The following is a 16,006-nucleotide window of genomic DNA, read 5'->3' as shown; positions in this document are numbered from 1 at the left end:
TGGGGCTGGATGTCCGCATCCGCGACTCCGGCACAAAACGGGGGCAGCGCAAACTCACCAAACAGGGCGATCCAGAGTTGCGACGGCTGCTCTACCTGGCCGCGATGCAGGCCAAGTCCACACCCGCCTGGAGCGACTACTACCAGCGCTGCCTGGACCGTGGCCTGGCGACGACCCAGGCGCTGAATGCCTTGGCTCGCAAGCTGGCCCGCGTCGCCTTCGCCCTGATGAACAATCAGACCGATTACCAACCTAAGACCCCTTGTGGAGAGACATAGAATCTCCTACGGGGGTTGGTGGTCTGGATCGATGAGTGGCCGCTATATGCTGCTGGCGCGCTGGCTGGCATCCTGACCGGCGGTCGTACTGGCAGGTCTCGCCACCACCAGACAGGAGGCGCGAGCCCCGTGGGTGGCGAGTACGGTCCATTCCTCGACCACCAGCCCGGCCGCCGCCAGCTGGGCACGGAGATCCGCCTCGTAGGTCACCTGCCCGAAATCGATGGTAGTGAGCCGTCGCAGCAGCGGCTTGAACCACTCCATCCAGCGAGAGGGCCGACGCTGGATGGTCTGCGTGAACAGGAAGCGACCGTCCGGTCGTAGCTGGCCAGTGGCATGGCGCAGGGCCTGTTCTGGATCGGGCAGCAGCATGAAGCTCGCCGAGAAATACACCACGTCGTAGGGGCCGCCCGCGTGGTCGTACACGGATTCCTGACGCGCCTCGACGCAGTCGGCCAACGGTGACTCCGCCAACCGCCGCTGGGCCCGACGGACGTAGTCGCCGTCGATGTCGATCCCCGTGACACGCAATTCCTTGCGTCTGACACCCGGTGCGTTGGCCAGTAATGCCCCGGCCGTGCCGATCCCCACGTCCAGAACCCGTGCCCCGTCGGGAATCCGTTCCAGCGCCGCCGCGTACCAGCGGGCCGTCAGCCGCAGGATCAGGAAATCATAGATCGCGCTTCGCATGGTATGCCTCGAGCGGTACCGGTGACGATTGACGGAGCGAGCCCGCCCTACCGAGCCGGCCGTAACGCCCTACTCTACCGCGTACACATGCAGGACAGCCGCGCTGTTCGACGAGCACCGAAGCCGTACCCCGGAAGCCGCTCACGGATCCGGGTCCGGGAACAGGTCCATCTGATCCCGCGTACGCGCCTGCCTCGTCCGGCCCGGGGTACGCGCAGAAGGGAGACGCCGGCTGCCATGGCGCTGGTGGATACCGGCCGTCTCCTGACGGGAAGCCCCGGTCCCGCGCACCGACTTGAAGCGTTCACGTGCCAGCCGCGCCGCGTGCTCGTGATCCACCACCGGCAGCGGATAGTCGTGGCCAATGCGGCAACCGGATTCACGCTGCAGGCCCTCTGTCATCTTCCAGGGCTGGTGAATCCAGTCGCCCGGTACTCGCGCCAGTTCCGGTACCCATTGCCGAATAAACACGCCGTCCGGATCCTGATCCAGCGATTGCTTCACCGGGTTGTAGATGCGCAGGGCGTTGATACCCGTCGTTCCCGACTGCATCTGCATCTGGCTATAGTGGATGCCGGGCTCGTAGTCCGTGAACATGCGTGCCAGATGCTGCGCGGGCCGGCGCCAGTGGAGCCAGAGGTGATATGAGGCGAACGCGACGACCATCGCGCGCATACGGAAGTTGATCCAGCCGTGATCGCGCAAGGCGCGCATGCACGCATCGACCAGGGGGTATCCCGTGAGGCCGTCTTGCCAGGCACGAAAACGGTGCTCATCAAAGGCGTCTTCACGCAGTCCATCGCAAGCACGATGCAGGTTCTGGAACTCGATGTCCGGGGCATCTTCCAGCTTCTGCATGAAGTGGCAGTGCCAGTGCAACCGCTCCTCGAACTGGCGCAGCGACCTCTTCCATGCTGCCTGCCGGCGATCCAGGCCGCGCGGCGCGCCCACCTCCCTCTGACGTTCGCGCGAGGCCTGCAGCACGCGGCGCAACGAAACCGTGCCGTAAGCCAGATGCGGGCTCAGCCGCGAACTGGCGGTCCAGGGCCGCGCGGGGCTGCTCATACAACCGGCATAGTGCTCTGCGCGCTCGCGCAGGAACTCGCGCACAACGCGGCGCCCGGCTTGCAATCCCGGGGACTGCAGATCGATCGCGGCGTCGGCCGCAACACCCGCCGGAGCCTGCGGCAGGCGGTCGACCCCGCCGGCCACCGCGGGTCCAGCAGCCAAAGCCCCAGGTGCGCCAAAGGGGCGTTCACGCATCAAATCCTCCCACTGGGACGCCCAGCCATCGCGGTTGCGCAGCCCGCGCACGACCCCATGCTGACGATACTCGCGCCACGGGACACCGCGATCGCGCAGCAGGCGTGCGACCGCACGATCACGGTCATAGGTCCAGCGATTCCCGGTTTCCTGATGGCTGTACACGGCTGCAACCGGGATCTCGTCGAGTAGCTGCTGGAGCACCTCCACCGCAGAGCCCTCGCGCACGACGAGGGACCGACCAAGATCGGACAAGGCCTGGTCCAGTTCCAGGAGGCTGGCCCGGATGAAATCCCAATGGCGCCGGCTCGTATCCGGCAGCTCCCAGTAGCCGGGCTCCACAATGTACAGCGGCAGTATGGGTCCCGCCTGTGCGGCGTGATGAAGCGGGCCGTGATCATCGACGCGCAGATCGCGCTTGAACCATACGAGGTGGACGGGCTTGGGCATCTGTCACGGACTCCGCAAGGTGGGGCTGGGCGGGCCTGCATGGAAGCCGCCGCCCGGTCTTCCCAGTGCAGACACCCGGCGGCGCTCGGGGTTCGTGCGGGGCAAAGCGACAACCCGCTCAGGGGCGGCTCGAAGGTCCCTGTTGAACTTGCCCTCCGGAGACGGGACGAACGCTTTGTCTTGCCCCATGTAAGTAGCCCGAAGGAGCCACGCGCGATGACGAAACGGACAGTCCTGGTGACCGGCGCAACCGGCGGGGTGGCAAGCGCGCTGTTGCGATCCCTCGATCCCGCATATGACCGGGTCGCTCTTGTCTCGCGCAACGCCGAGGGGCTGGAAGCCCTTCGCGGGCAGCTTCCGAATGACCTCGAGGCCTGTACGATCGCCGCGGATGTCAGTACCGCTGAAGGCGCGGATGCAGCCGTGGTCCGGGCCTCCGAACATTTCGGCGAGCCCCCCACGCGACTCGCCCACTGTGCCGGCAGCGCGCTGCTGGCCCCGTTGCACCGAACCACAGAGGCGCAGTATCGCGACTGCATGGCGGCCAACCAGGACAGCGCCTTCTACACCTTGCGCGCCTGGGTGAAGGCCCGACTCCAGACGGACGAACCCCGCGGCAGCCCCGTTCTGTTCAGCTCGGTCGTTGCCCAGATCGGCGTCGCCAATCACGAGGCGATTGCGATGGCCAAGGGCGCGATCGCCAGCCTGGTCCCGGCCGCTGCCGCGACCTACGCCGGCCACGGCATCCGGGTCAACGGGATTGCACCCGGGCTGACACGGACGGGCGCCACCGAACGGTTGTTTGCCTCCCCGCGTGCCGAGGCGCAGATCGTAGCGCAGTATCCGCTGCAGCGTTACGGGCAGGCGGAAGACCTCGCGCGGGCTGTCACATGGTTGTTGTCCGACGAGGCCGGATGGGTCACCGGCCAGGTCCTGTCGGTGGACGGCGGGTTCTCCCGCGTGCGCCCAATGGTCCCGACAGGCGGCTGAAGGGTTGTGGCACGCATCGCGATCATTGGTGCCGGGATCTCCGGGCTCGCAGCCGCCCGGCGGCTGCACGATGCCGGTCATGACTGTCTCGTGCTGGAGAAGAGCCGGGGCCTCGGCGGACGCATGGCGACGCGGCGCACGGATGGCCTGAGCTTCGATCACGGGGCCCAGTATTTCACTGCTCGTGGGGCAGGCTTTCGCCGTCAGGTACAGGCCTGGCAAGCGCAGGGTGTGGTGGCGGAATGGGGAGCCGACCGGCTTGTGGGCCACACCGACATGACGGCCCCGGCCGGTGCCCTGGCTGCACCCCTGGAGGTGCGGCGCAACTCCCGAGTCGACGGCCTTCGACGTTCAGACGGGGTCTGGTATCTACAGATCGAGTCGGTGCCTGAACATGCCGGCCTTGAGGGCCCGTTCGACGCAGTCCTGCTCGCCCTGCCCGCACCGCAGGCCGCAGAGCTGGCGGCCACCGCCGAGACGGGGTTTGCGGAGCTCGCGGGCGTTCGCTATGCCCCCTGCATTGCATTGATGGCCGCCGTCGAAGGCCGGACCGACCTGCACGAAACGTCGCGCGAATTGTCCGGGCAACCACTGGCATGGGTTGCCCGGAACGGCACCAAACCTGGCCGAGATGCGGAATCCGAGGCCCTCGTGGCCCACGCTGGCCCCGACTGGTCCCGCGAGCACATCCAGGAAGACCCGGATCAACTGGCCCATCCGCTACTGAGCGCCCTGCGGCCCCTGCTCGGCTCCGGCCGCCTGCTCCAGCATCAGGTCCACCGGTGGCTGTACGCGCGAGTCGAGCAGGCCGCCGGCCGCCCCTGCCTCTGGGACGCCGGGCAGCGCCTGGGCGCCTGCGGGGACTGGGCCCTGGGACCGCGCGTCGAGTCGGCATTCGACAGCGGCCAGGCCCTAGCGGACGCGGTCCTCGAGAACCTTCCCGCCCCGCACAGGGGCACCCCATGACCGGCCTCGTCGACACCGACGGCGACACACCAGACGAACGCGCCGCCCTTTTCCCGCCGTCACGGGCGGCCGCCCTGGAGCGGCTGTCGGATTTTGTCCCCCGCGCGGGGCGTCACTATGCGGCCCAGCGCAACCGCGACCCCGGGCCCGGTGGCCGCGACAACGTATCGCTGCTTTCGCCTTACATCCGCCATCGGGCCATTAGCGAACACGAGGTGATCGCACGGGTCCTGGCCCGGCATTCACCCGAGGCGGCCGAGAAGTTTGTCCAGGAAGTCTTCTGGCGTACCTACTGGAAGGGGTGGCTGCAGATGCGCCCCCGCGTCTGGCGGGCCTTCCTGGAAGAACGCGACAGCGATCGGGCACGCCTCGCCGAAGACGATGGCCTGCGCGAGGCCGTCGCCGCGGCCGAGGCCGGGCGCAGCGGAGTCGACGGATTCGACCAATGGGCCCGCGAACTGGTCGCAACCGGGTATCTGCACAACCATGCGCGCATGTGGTTTGCGTCGATCTGGATCTTCACTCTGAGGCTGCCGTGGACGTTGGGGGCGGACTTCTTCCTGCGCCATCTGCTCGATGCCGACCCTGCCTCCAACACCCTGGGCTGGCGCTGGGTCGCGGGCATCCAGACGCCGGGCAAGATCTACCTCGCAACGACCGACAATATTGCCCGGTTTACCGACAATCGGTTCGGTCCGCACGGTCTGGCGTCCGAAGCGCCCGCTATCCGCGACGAGAGTCCGCCTGCTGCTGGGGCCCTCCCGGGCCCGCGAACCCTGCCGCGCGGCCGGCGTGTGCTCCTCCTGCTGCATGGCGACGACTTCAGCGGTCAGGAAGTATTGCCGAAGGAGACCGACGTGGCGGCAATCGCCGTCGCCCGGCGCGGCCACCCTGACATGCCCTGGCCATTTGGGGCCGCGACTGGCCACTGGGTAGACACGCTAGCCGAGGATGCGGCGCGGCGCGCGGGCGAGAGCCTACAGCAACCCGCAACCGTTCTCCCGCAACTCCATGCGGAGACCCTCCGGTCGCAGTGTGCCGCCGCCGGCGTGACCACCATCGCCACACCGGAGGCGCCTGTCGGGCCCCTGGCCGACGCCCTGGATGTCATTGCTCACGAGCTGGGGGAAGACGGAATCGAGGTCATTCCGCTGCGCCGGATGTGGGACGACCTCGCCTGGCCCCATGCCACCCACGGATTCTTCCGGTTCAAGCGCCAGATCCCGGAACTGCTCGCCCGGAACGGCCTGTAACGCCAGGCAGTCCGATCAAGTGGGGAGCGGTCGATTCAGCAGGTAGCGCTCCTGGTCGGGGCTCTCGATCGCACCGGGGCGGGCCTTGCGCACCGTCTGAATGGCCTCGTCCGGCATGTATCCGCGTTCAATGAGCGTAAGGGCCGCGATGGTCCCCGCGCGGCCCTGGCCGCCACCACAGTGGAAAACGACGCGTTCGCCGGATCGCAACCACTGGTGGACCCGAGGACCGACGTCCCGCCAGCCCGCTTCCCAGGGACGGTCCGGGGTGGCCATGTCGCCGATCGGCAGGTGCAGCCAGTGCATGCCCATCGCCTGCACCGTCTTCCCGAGATCAGGCAGGCCAAGGCTCGTCAGTTCATCGTCCTGATTCAGGGTCACGACCACGCCTGCGCCCCAATCCCTCAGAGCCGCAAGGTCGGCCTGGACATCCCGCGGCGCGCAGACCCGTTCATTCGGGCGTTTTCCGGGGCAGCGGGTCATCCCAATGGCCCCGCCCTCGGGAAGCGGAACACTGCCGATATCGAGTACGGGCGAATCGGTGCTTGGCGGGTTCACAAGGCGCTCCAGCGCGTCGGGAATGTCCCCTCAGTGTAGCGCCACTGCAGGCGGTGAGGTGCATTCCGGGACCCTCCGCGCGGGCCCGGTTTCTTGCGCGCGCCGCTGTACTGTTTTTATATACAGTATATGGAAGACACCCCGCCCCCTCAGCCCGCAAGCCCGGCGTATGCCGAGTTGACGAGCGTCAGCAACTTCTCGTTCCTGCGCGGGGCCTCGCACCCGGAGGAGCTGGTGGAGCGCGCCCGGGCGCTGGGCTACTGCGCGCTGGCGCTGACGGATATCGCCTCACTGGCCGGCGTGGTCCGCGCGCACGCGGCGGCGAAGGACTGCGGGTTGCACCTGATCCTCGGGGCGACCTTCCGGCTGACACACGGCCCCGCCCTGACCCTGCTGGTGCGCAATGCGGCGGGCTATGCCGCGCTGTGCCGTCTGATCACCCGGGCGCGCGGCGCGGCGGACAAGGGGCACTACCACCTGACGCAAGCGGACCTCGACGCCCTGCCCGCCGAGGCGCGGGCCGGCTGGCACGTCCTGCTGCGTATCGAACCCGAGATCCCGGAGCCGACGCTCGCCAAAACGGCCCGCTGGCTGGCCGGGTGGGCTGCGCTGGACCAGGCCCATCTGGCGGTCAGCCAGTTGCGCACGCCGGAGGACGCCCCGCTCGCGACCCGCGCACGGCAGCTCGCCGACACGACGGGACTCCCGATCGTCGCCTGCGGCGATGTACACATGCACGCTCGCGGCCGGCGTGCCCTGCAGGACGTGCTGACCGCACTGCGCCTGCGCACCACGGTTGCCGAGGCGGCCCCGGCGCGCTTCCCCAACGGCGAGCGCTGCCTGCGCCCGTGCGACGACCTGGCGGCGCTGTATCCCGCCACCTGGCTCGCGGCCAGTGTGCGGATCGCGCGGGACTGCGACTTCTCGCTGGACGCGGTCACCTACCGCTACCCGACCGATCCGCTACCCCGGGACATGAGCCCGGCCGCCTACCTGCGCGAGGAGACTCTGAAGGGGGCGCGTGGCCGCTGGCCCGACGGCATACCGCCGAAGGTGACGGAGCAGATCGAGCGCGAGCTCGAGATCATCGCGCAGCTTGGCTACGAGCCCTACTTCCTGACGGTCTACGACATCGTGCGCTTTTCCCGCGGCCGCGGGATCCTGTGCCAGGGGCGCGGCTCGGCGGCGAACTCCGCCGTTTGTTATGCCCTCGGCATCACGGCAGTGGATCCCTCGCGCTCCAGCATGCTGTTCGAGCGCTTCATCTCCGCCGAGCGTGGCGAGCCGCCGGATATCGATGTCGACTTCGAGCACGAGCGCCGCGAGGAAGTGATCCAGTACATCTACCAGCGCTACGGCCGCGAGCGCGCGGCGCTGGCCTGCACGGTGATCCGCTACCGCCGGCGCAGCGCCCTGCGCGACGTCGGCCGCGCGCTGGGCATCTCGCGCGCGCGGCTGGATGCGCTGACCGCCAACCTCGCCTGGTGGGACGACGGCATCCCCGCCGAGCGCCTGCGCGAGGTCGGGCTGGACCCGGACGGCGCCCTGGCCCGCCAGTGGCAGACCCTGACCGCCGAACTGCTGGGCTTTCCCCGCCACCTGTCACAGCACACCGGCGGCTTCGTGATCGCCGAGGGCCGGCTGGACGAGCTGGTGCCGATCGAGAACGCGGCGATGCCGGAGCGCTCGGTGATCCAGTGGGACAAGGACGATCTCGACGCGGTGGGGCTGTTGAAGATCGACGTGCTGGCGCTGGGCATGCTCTCCTGCGTGCGCCGCGCGCTGGAGCTGATGGCGCGCCACCGGGGACGCGACTGGGGCCTGGCCGACATCCCCGCCGAGGACCCGGCGGTCTACCGCATGCTGCAGAAGGCCGACACCCTGGGCGTATTCCAGATCGAGTCGCGCGCGCAGATGAGCATGCTGCCGCGCCTGAAACCGGCGAACTTCTACGACCTGGTGATCGAGATCGCCATCGTGCGTCCCGGTCCGATCCAGGGCGAGATGGTGCACCCGTATCTGAAGCGCCGTGCCCACCCGGAGCGGGTGCGCTATCCGAATGCCGAGATCCAGCGCGTACTCGGGCGCACCCTGGGCGTGCCGATCTTCCAGGAGCAGGTGATCGAGCTGGCGATGGTCGCTGCAGGCTTCTCCGCCGGCGAGGCGGACGGGCTGCGCCGCGCGATCGGGGCCTGGCGGCGCACCGGCCAGCTCGCACGCTACCGCGAGCGCCTGATGGACGGCATGCGGCAACGCGGCTATCCGGAGAAGTTCGCCGAGCAGCTGTACAAGCAGATCCTCGGCTTTGGCGAGTACGGCTTTCCCGAGTCGCACTCGGCCAGCTTTGCGCTGATCACCTATGTCTCGTCCTGGCTCAAGTGCCACGAACCGGCGATCTTTGCCTGCGCGCTGCTGAACAGCCAGCCGATGGGCTTCTACGCCCCGGCACAGATCGTCGCCGACGCCCGCCGCCACGGCGTGGAGGTACGCCCGGTGGACGTGCGCTGCAGTGACTGGGACTGCACGGTGGAGCCCGTAGCCGGAAGCGACGCGCTGGCCCTGCGCCTGGGCCTGAACCGGGTCGGCGGGCTCGCGCAGGGCGTGGCCGGGCGCGTCGTCGCCGCGCGCACCGAGCGCCCGTTCGCGGACGTGCCGGATCTGGTCGCCCGCGCCGCCCTGACCCGCGCCCAGGCCAACCGTCTGGCCCGCGCCGATGCCCTCAAGGGGCTGGCCGGAAACCGCCACCAGGCGCGCTGGGCGACCGAGGCGGTGGAGGAACCCCTGCCCCTGTTCGCCGACGCCCCGGCCGACACGGTGCGCGAGGCCGACGTAACCCCGATCCTGCCGCGCCCGGATGCGGTGGATGATCTGGTGCAGGACTACGCTACCCAGGGCCTGAGCCTGGGCCCGCACCCGCTGGCGCTGATGCGCCCGTTTCTGGAGCAAAGACGTTTACCCACCGCCGCCCGGCTGCTGGAGTGCCCCGGGCATCCCGGTGCCCGCTATGCCGGCATCGTCATTACCCGCCAGCGGCCCGGCTCGGCCAACGGCACGGTGTTCCTGACCCTGGAGGACGAGAGCGGCACACTGAACCTGATCGTCTGGCCGGACCGGGTGGAGCGCTTTCGCGCCGAGGTCCTGCACGGCCGCCTGCTGGAGGCCCACGGGGAATGGCAGTACAGCGAGGGGGTCGGCCACCTGATCGTGCAGCGCCTGATCGACCGCAGCGCCTGGCTGGGCGAGCTGACCACCCGCTCCCGCGACTTCGGCTGATCGGCATTCGTCATCCGCATAGCGACTAAAAGACCGGGGCCTTATTCACCACGAAGCTCACGAAGGCACGAAGGAAAACCACAGAGCAGACGGAGTTCACCGAGAATTCCCGGGATGCATCGCTGAATCGATCACGCGAAACGGCCCTGGTTGGCCAGGCGTGATCTCTCGGCCTGTTGTCCCTGGCCCGCGAAATACCTCAGCCAGCGCGGCCGGAAATGTGGCCGATGCGCTGGGTGAGTTTTTCCCAGGCGCCCTCCAGGGCGGCCAGCGGGTCGCGGCGGCGCAGGGCCCGGCGCGAGTGGATCCACTGGCCGGTCGGCCCGGCCGGTTCGGTGTCGTGAGCGGCATCGATGATGCGCGCGACGACGGCGAACTGGTTGTACTCCTCCAGCACGCGGCGGCGGGCCTCGAGGATGTGCGGCAGCCGCTGTTCGTACTCGTTATCGCGGATCGCGCGGCGAATGCGCTCGGCCGTCCCTTCGACATCGTCGATGTCGATGGCAATGAAGCTCTCCGGCGGGAAGTAGTCCGCGGCATTCGGCGCGCCGTAGTAGAACGGCAGCGTGGCGCCGAGGAAGGCGTCCGCCAGCTTCTCGGTCCAGTGATGCGGCCCCACGTAGTTCTCCACCGCGACGTGATAGCGATAGGCATCCAGGCACTCGGCCTTGTCATCCAGCGGCTGCACGCCCTTGCCGAAGATTTCCAGCTCGGGCAGTTGGGCCTTCAGTGCCCAGGTGAAGTCGTAGCGCCGCCGATGCAGGGTGTGCCACTGGCGCTTGGCCGAGCACATGGTGGCAATGTCGCGGCTCTTTTCCAGCGGCGGGTGTGCCCGCATGTCGTTGTACGGCCGTTCACCCTGGCTGCCGAAGCCGTAGTACCAGATCATCCCCTGCTGGGAATGGATGCGCCGCCGGTGCTTGAGCGCCCATTCCGGGTGCGAGGTCAGTACCCGGCCGAACTGGCGCGTAAAGCGCCGGCCGTAGGACTTGATCGAGGGCGGCTCCATGGTCACCAGCAGGGTGTGCTCGGCGCCACAGGCGAGGCGTTCGCTGTAATGCCTGTTGCGCCCGGTGTTGGACGGGAATTCGTCGTACACCACCAGCCAGTCGTACTCGGTGGCCTGCGGGTCGAAGGTGAACTCGCAACGCCCCCAGCGCGCCTCGCCGTCCGGCAACTGGTGACGCCAGATCGCCTCGCGCATCGTCGACAGGAACTTGACCCGGATCCGGTCCGTCGGCGAATCGCTCACCGGTTGGCTCCGCCGTGTTCCAGGAACTCGGCATAGGCCCCGGCCAGCCCTTCGTCGAGCCCGATGCGGGCCTTCCAGCCCAGCGCCGCGAGGCGCGACACATCCAGCTGCTTGCGCGGGGTACCGTCCGGCTTCGAGCGGTCAAAGCGCAGCTCGCCCTGGAAGCCGACCACGCCGGCCACCCGCTGCGCCAGTTCGGCAATGGTCAGATCCTCGCCCGTGCCCACGTTGATATGGCTCAGCATCGGCTCGGTGTGCTCCGCGTACGTGGTCTGGTCGAGGTTCATCACGTGCACGCAGGCCCCCGCCATGTCATCCACATGCAGGAACTCGCGGCGCGGGGTCCCGCTGCCCCAGACGGTCACGTAATCGGCGCCGGCCTGTTTCGCCTCGTGAAAGCGCCGGATCAGCCCGGGGATCACGTGGCTGTTCTCCGGGTGGTAGTTGTCGCCCGGGCCGTAGAGGTTGGTCGGCATGACCGAGCGGTAGTCCGTGCCGTACTGCCGGTTGTAGCTCTCGCAAAGCTTGATGCCGGCGATCTTGGCGATGGCGTAGGGCTCGTTGGTCGGCTCCAGCGGCCCGGTCAGCAGGGCGGCCTCCGCGATCGGCTGCGGGGCCTCGCGCGGGTAGATGCAGCTGGAGCCGAGAAACAGCAGCCGCCGCACGCCGGCGCCGTGGGCGGCGTGAATTACGTTGGTCTGGATCGCCAGGTTGTCGCGGATGAACTCGGCCGGATAGGTGTTGTTGGCGTGAATCCCGCCCACCTTCGCCGCCGCCAGATAGACCTGGTCCGGGCGTTCCACGCGCATGAAGGCCTCCACCGCGGCCTGATCGGTCAGGTCGAGCTCGGCGTGGGTGCGGGTCAGCAGCTCCACGCCCGGCCAGTCCTCGAGCTGGCGGCAGATGGCGCTGCCCACCATCCCCCGATGCCCGGCGACGAAGACGCGCTGCGGCTTACTCATGGCGGCTCAGGGTGCGGTAGCCGTGGTCGCGCACCAGCTCGTCGCGTTCGGCGCTTCTGAGGTCTTCGCGCACCATCTCGGCCACCAGTTCCTCGAAGCGGATGCGCGGTTCCCAGCCCAGCTCGCGCTTGGCCTTGCTGGCATCCCCCAGCAGGGTCTCGACCTCGGTGGGCCGGAAATAGCGCGGGTCCACCGACACGATGCAGCGGCCCTTCTCGTCCAAGCCCTGCTCGTCCACGCCCTCGCCGCGCCATTCGATGCGCATGCCCAGCTCATGGGCCGCGGCGTCGACAAAGTCGCGTACGCTGTGCTGCTCGCCGGTGGCGATCACGTAGTCGTCCGGGGCGTCCTGCTGCAGCATCAGCCACTGCATCTCGACGTAGTCGCGGGCATGACCCCAGTCGCGTTTCGCGTCCAGGTTGCCGAGGTACAGCCGTTCCTGCAGCCCGAGTTTGATGCGCGCGAGGGCGCGGGTGATCTTGCGGGTGACGAAGGTCTCGCCGCGCACCGGGGATTCGTGGTTGAACAGGATGCCGTTGCAGGCGTACATGCCGTAGGCCTCGCGGTAGTTGACCACGATCCAGTAGGCATACAGCTTGGCCACCGCATAGGGACTGCGGGGATAGAACGGGGTGGTTTCGTCCTGCGGCGTGGCCTGCACCTTGCCGTAGAGCTCCGAGGTGCTCGCCTGGTAGAAGCGCGTGGTCTGCTCCATGCCGAGGATGCGGATTGCCTCCAGCAGGCGCAGGGTGCCCAGGGCATCCGAGTTGGCGGTGTATTCCGGCTCCTCGAAGGAGACCGCCACGTGCGACTGCGCGGCCAGGTTGTAGATCTCGTCCGGCTGCACCTGCTGGATGATGCGGATCAGGCAGGTTGAGTCGGTCAGATCGCCGTGGTGGAGGATGAAGCGGCGATCGCTCTCGTGCGGGTCCTGATACAGGTGGTCGATGCGATCGGTATTGAACAGCGAGGAACGACGCTTGATGCCGTGTACCTCGTAGCCCTTGTCCAGCAGGAACTCGGCCAGGTAGGCCCCGTCCTGTCCGGTGATCCCGGTGATCAATGCCACTTTGGCCATATCGACTCCCGCTGCCGGGCGGCGTGCGCCCCACGCACCGCCCAAAACGCGGGATCATACCATTCCCGCCCCCGGCGGCACGTGCTTCAGGCGCGCCCGTAGACGTCCTCCAGGCGCACGATGTCGTCCTCGCCCAGATAGCTGCCGGACTGCACCTCGATCAGTTCCAGCGGCAGCGCGCCGGGGTTCTCCAGGCAGTGCACCTGCCCGATCGGGATGAAGGTCGACTCGTTCTCGGTGACCAGGTAGTTCTGTTCGCCGTTGGTGACGCGCGCGGTCCCGCTGACGACCACCCAGTGTTCCGCCCGGTGGTGATGCATCTGCAGCGACAGGCGCGCGCCGGGATTCACGGTGATGCGCTTGACCTGATAGCGCGACCCGGTATCGATGGATTCATAGCAGCCCCAGGGCCGGTACACCACGGTGTGGTCCACGTGCTCGCTACGGTCGGCCGCCTGCAGGCGTTCGACGATGCGCTTGACGTCCTGCACCCGGTCGCGGTCGGCCACCAGCACGGCGTCGCGGGTGGCCACTACCGCCAGATTGCGCAGCCCGATGCCCGCGACCAGCAGACCATCGGCATCCACCACGCAGCCCTCGCTGTCTTCCAGCAGGCAGTCCCCGCGCAGGGTGTTGCCCTGCTCGTCCACGCCCCGCACGCACGCCAGAGCCGACCACGAGCCGATATCGCTCCAGCCGGCCGCCAGCGGCGTGACGGCGGCGTGCTCGGTGCGCTCCATCACGGCGTAGTCGACCGAGATATGGGGGGCCGCCGCAAACGCGTCGGGGTCCACCCGGAGGAAGTCGAGGTCTTCCCGCGCGTTTTCCAGGGCGCTCCGGCAAGCAGACACGATGACGGGTTCGAAACGTTCCAGTTCTTCCAGATACTGCGACGCCCGAAACACGAACATCCCGCTGTTCCAGAGGTAATCGCCGCGCTCGATGTACTCGCGGGCGGTGGCCGCGTCCGGCTTTTCCACGAAGCGGGCGACGCGCGCGCCATCCGCGCCCAGTGCATCGCCCTGCTGGATATAGCCATAGCCGGTCTCCGGCGCCCTGGGCACGATCCCGAAGGTCACGAGATGCCCCGCCTCGGCCAGCGCCATCGCCCGCACCACCGCGTCCCGGAAGGCCTCGGGATCGCCGATGTGGTGATCCGCTGCCAACACCAGGAGCAGCGGATCGCGCCCCTCGGACCGCGCCTGCAATGCCGCCAGCGCGATCGCCGGGGCGGTATTGCGGCCCTCGGGCTCCAGCAGGATGCGTGCCTGCTGTACGCCCGCCGCACGCAGTTGCTCCGCCGCCAGAAAACGGTGCTCGACATTGGCCAGCACCAGCGGCGGGGCCGCGCCCAGACCGTCCAGTCGCTGGGCGGTCTGCTGCAGCAGGGTCTGTTCCCCGGTCAGGGGCAGGAACTGCTTGGGATAATGGCTGCGGGATACCGGCCACAGGCGGGTGCCCGAGCCGCCGGCCAGGATCACCGGTTGCAGTTCGATCCGGCTTTGCGTCTGTTCCATCGTCCTTAACCCCGTATCAGGCGGGAAATCTCGTCCACGCGACGCTCCAGCAGGACGGGGTCCGCGCGGGTCTCCACATTCAGCCGCAGCAGCGGCTCGGTATTCGAGCTGCGCAGGTTGAACCGCCAGTCTGCGAATTCCAGGCTGACGCCATCCGTGTGATCCTCCTCCCCGCCCTGCCCGGCGTAGGCCTGTAGCACGCGCTCGCTGGCCGCGGCGGCGTCCGCCACCTCGAAGTTCAGCTCGCCGCTGCAGGGGTAGCGGGCCATGCGCTCGGCGACCATCTCGCCCAGGGACTGTTCGCGCCGCCCCATCAGCTCGGCCACTCGCAGCCACGGCAGCATGCCGGTATCGCAGTAGTAGAAATCGCGGAAATAGTGGTGCGCGCTCATCTCGCCACCGTAGATGGCGTCCTCGAGGCGCAGCCGCTCTTTCATGAAGGCATGCCCGGTCTTCGACTGGATCGGCTCGCCGCCCGCGGCGCGCACCATCTCGATGGTGTTCCAGGTCAGGCGCGGATCATGGACGATACGCTCGCCGGCATGGCCGTCCAGGCAGGCCTCCGCGAGCAGGCCGACGATGTAGTACCCCTCGATGAAGTTCCCCTGGGCGTCGAACAGGAAACAGCGGTCGAAGTCCCCGTCCCAGGCCACGCCCAGATCCGCGCCATGAGTCCGCACCGCATTGGCGGTGGCGGCGCGGTTCTCCGGCAGTAGCGGGTTCGGGATGCCATTGGGAAATCGACCGTCCGGCTCGAAATTGACCCGGATCAGCTCGAACGGCAGATGCGGCTCCAGCGCCTCCAGCACCGGGCCCGCGCCGCCGTTACCCGGATTGACCACGATCTTCAGGGGCGGCAGGGCCTCGCGCTGGATCGAGGCCAGCAGCCGCGCCACGTAGTCGCCCCGGTGGTCCAGATGCCGGATCTGCCCATTGGGCATGGGCCGGAAATCCCCCCGCTCGGCCCGGTCACGAATCGCCTGCAGGCCCGAGTCGCCACTGATCGGGCGCGCCTCGCTGCGCACCAGTTTCAGGCCGTTGTAGTCCAGCGGGTTGTGGCTGGCCGTAACCATGATCCCGCCACCGGCGCCGTAGTGCGCCGTTGCGAAGTAGACCTCCTCCGTGCCGCACATACCGATGTCCGCCACGTCGCTACCGCCCGCGGTCAGGCCCTCGATCAGCGCCCGCGCCAGTTCCGGGCTGGACAGGCGAATATCGTGGCCGACCACGGTTCGCCCCGGCCGGATCTCCTCGGCAAACGCACGCCCGATGGCCCTTACCACCTCCGGGTTGAGCTGATCCGGCACCCGCCCGCGTACGTCATAGGCCTTGAAACAGTCGATCTTCATTCACGTCCCTTTTCCGCATTCTTCGCGACAACGGTGCGCAAACCCTTCCCGCGTATTCCTTCATGATACATAGCCGGAACGCCGCGCGAGGCCCTGCCAGCATCACCGGCGTCATTAGCGTTACTTG

General features: G+C 68.2%; 13 protein-coding genes. 5 read left to right on the top strand and 8 right to left on the bottom strand.

Annotated features, from left to right (window positions below; genetic code table 11):
* Window positions 1-278: transposase (locus C996_RS0110675; RefSeq protein ID WP_018867435.1), on the top strand; the 278-nt coding region annotated here is incomplete at its 5' end.
* A gap of 42 nt (window positions 279-320) precedes the next feature.
* On the opposite strand, the gene C996_RS0110670 is transcribed toward C996_RS0110675, so the two are convergent.
* Entirely contained in the window at window positions 321-968 is a 648-nt protein-coding gene (locus C996_RS0110670; RefSeq protein ID WP_018867434.1) for a bifunctional 2-polyprenyl-6-hydroxyphenol methylase/3-demethylubiquinol 3-O-methyltransferase UbiG, read from the bottom strand.
* 141 nt (window positions 969-1,109) lie between these two features.
* Window positions 1,110-2,681: a deoxyribodipyrimidine photo-lyase gene (locus tag C996_RS0110665; protein ID WP_018867433.1), complete on the bottom strand. Its 1,572-nt coding sequence runs from the start codon at window positions 2,679-2,681 to the stop codon at window positions 1,110-1,112.
* 216 nt (window positions 2,682-2,897) lie between these two features.
* On the opposite strand from C996_RS0110665, the gene C996_RS0110660 reads away from it, so the two are divergent.
* Genes C996_RS0110660 through C996_RS0110650 form a run of 3 tightly spaced genes read left to right on the top strand, consistent with a single transcriptional unit; the run spans window position 2,898 to window position 5,890 of the window.
* Entirely contained in the window at window positions 2,898-3,671 is a 774-nt protein-coding gene (locus C996_RS0110660; protein WP_018867432.1) for an SDR family NAD(P)-dependent oxidoreductase, read from the top strand.
* 6 nt (window positions 3,672-3,677) lie between these two features.
* Window positions 3,678-4,637 (top strand): NAD(P)/FAD-dependent oxidoreductase, encoded by a 960-nt coding sequence (locus C996_RS0110655; RefSeq protein ID WP_018867431.1) that lies wholly within the window; start codon window positions 3,678-3,680, stop codon window positions 4,635-4,637.
* On the top strand, window positions 4,634-5,890 hold the full coding sequence (locus C996_RS0110650; RefSeq protein WP_018867430.1) for an FAD-binding domain-containing protein: 1,257 nt from the start codon (window positions 4,634-4,636) through the stop codon (window positions 5,888-5,890). The genes C996_RS0110655 and C996_RS0110650 overlap by 4 nt, the downstream gene beginning before the upstream one ends.
* 15 nt (window positions 5,891-5,905) lie before the next feature.
* On the opposite strand, the gene C996_RS0110645 is transcribed toward C996_RS0110650, so the two are convergent.
* Window positions 5,906-6,448, bottom strand: coding sequence for a cyclin-dependent kinase inhibitor 3 family protein (locus tag C996_RS0110645; protein ID WP_026279292.1), 543 nt, complete (start codon window positions 6,446-6,448; stop codon window positions 5,906-5,908).
* 129 nt (window positions 6,449-6,577) lie between these two features.
* Between C996_RS0110645 and C996_RS0110640 the strand changes: the two genes are divergently transcribed.
* The gene (locus tag C996_RS0110640; protein WP_026279291.1) at window positions 6,578-9,721 is read left to right on the top strand and encodes an error-prone DNA polymerase; all 3,144 of its coding nucleotides are present in this window, start codon (window positions 6,578-6,580) and stop codon (window positions 9,719-9,721) included.
* 199 nt (window positions 9,722-9,920) lie between these two features.
* On the opposite strand, the gene C996_RS0110635 is transcribed toward C996_RS0110640, so the two are convergent.
* The 5 genes from C996_RS0110635 to C996_RS0110615 form a co-directional block, all read right to left on the bottom strand.
* Window positions 9,921-10,973: a glycosyltransferase family 10 domain-containing protein gene (locus C996_RS0110635; RefSeq protein WP_018867427.1), complete on the bottom strand. Its 1,053-nt coding sequence runs from the start codon at window positions 10,971-10,973 to the stop codon at window positions 9,921-9,923.
* On the bottom strand, window positions 10,970-11,935 hold the full coding sequence (locus tag C996_RS0110630) for a GDP-L-fucose synthase (protein ID WP_018867426.1): 966 nt from the start codon (window positions 11,933-11,935) through the stop codon (window positions 10,970-10,972). The genes C996_RS0110635 and C996_RS0110630 overlap by 4 nt, the downstream gene beginning before the upstream one ends.
* The gene (gene gmd, locus C996_RS0110625) at window positions 11,928-13,013 is read right to left on the bottom strand and encodes a GDP-mannose 4,6-dehydratase (RefSeq protein ID WP_018867425.1); all 1,086 of its coding nucleotides are present in this window, start codon (window positions 13,011-13,013) and stop codon (window positions 11,928-11,930) included. Before gmd ends, C996_RS0110630 begins: the two co-directional genes overlap by 8 nt.
* 86 nt (window positions 13,014-13,099) lie before the next feature.
* Window positions 13,100-14,530, bottom strand: a complete 1,431-nt coding sequence (locus C996_RS0110620) for a mannose-1-phosphate guanylyltransferase/mannose-6-phosphate isomerase (RefSeq protein WP_018867424.1) — start codon at window positions 14,528-14,530, stop codon at window positions 13,100-13,102.
* Between the two features lie 5 nt (window positions 14,531-14,535).
* Window positions 14,536-15,879, bottom strand: coding sequence for a phosphomannomutase/phosphoglucomutase (locus C996_RS0110615; RefSeq protein ID WP_018867423.1), 1,344 nt, complete (start codon window positions 15,877-15,879; stop codon window positions 14,536-14,538).
* Between the last annotated feature and the right edge of the window lie 127 nt (window positions 15,880-16,006).

Origin of the sequence: Thioalkalivibrio sp. ALE25 (assembly GCF_000377285.1) — a bacterium.
Taxonomy (GTDB): domain Bacteria; phylum Pseudomonadota; class Gammaproteobacteria; order Ectothiorhodospirales; family Ectothiorhodospiraceae; genus Thioalkalivibrio.
This window is presented reverse-complemented; position numbering and strand designations above follow the sequence as displayed.

Excerpts from the sequence above, each read along its gene's own strand:
- C996_RS0110650 (WP_018867430.1), top strand. The coding sequence starts at position 4,634 with ATGACCGGCCTCGTCGACACCGACGGCGACACACCAGACGAACGCGCC.
- C996_RS0110670 (WP_018867434.1), bottom strand. The coding sequence starts at position 968 with ATGCGAAGCGCGATCTATGATTTCCTGATCCTGCGGCTGACGGCCCGC.
- C996_RS0110630 (WP_018867426.1), bottom strand. The coding sequence starts at position 11,935 with ATGAGTAAGCCGCAGCGCGTCTTCGTCGCCGGGCATCGGGGGATGGTG.
- gmd (WP_018867425.1), bottom strand. The coding sequence starts at position 13,013 with ATGGCCAAAGTGGCATTGATCACCGGGATCACCGGACAGGACGGGGCC.
- C996_RS0110615 (WP_018867423.1), bottom strand. The coding sequence starts at position 15,879 with ATGAAGATCGACTGTTTCAAGGCCTATGACGTACGCGGGCGGGTGCCG.
- C996_RS0110620 (WP_018867424.1), bottom strand. The coding sequence starts at position 14,530 with ATGGAACAGACGCAAAGCCGGATCGAACTGCAACCGGTGATCCTGGCC.
- C996_RS0110640 (WP_026279291.1), top strand. The coding sequence starts at position 6,578 with ATGGAAGACACCCCGCCCCCTCAGCCCGCAAGCCCGGCGTATGCCGAG.
- C996_RS0110665 (WP_018867433.1), bottom strand. The coding sequence starts at position 2,681 with ATGCCCAAGCCCGTCCACCTCGTATGGTTCAAGCGCGATCTGCGCGTC.
- C996_RS0110660 (WP_018867432.1), top strand. The coding sequence starts at position 2,898 with ATGACGAAACGGACAGTCCTGGTGACCGGCGCAACCGGCGGGGTGGCA.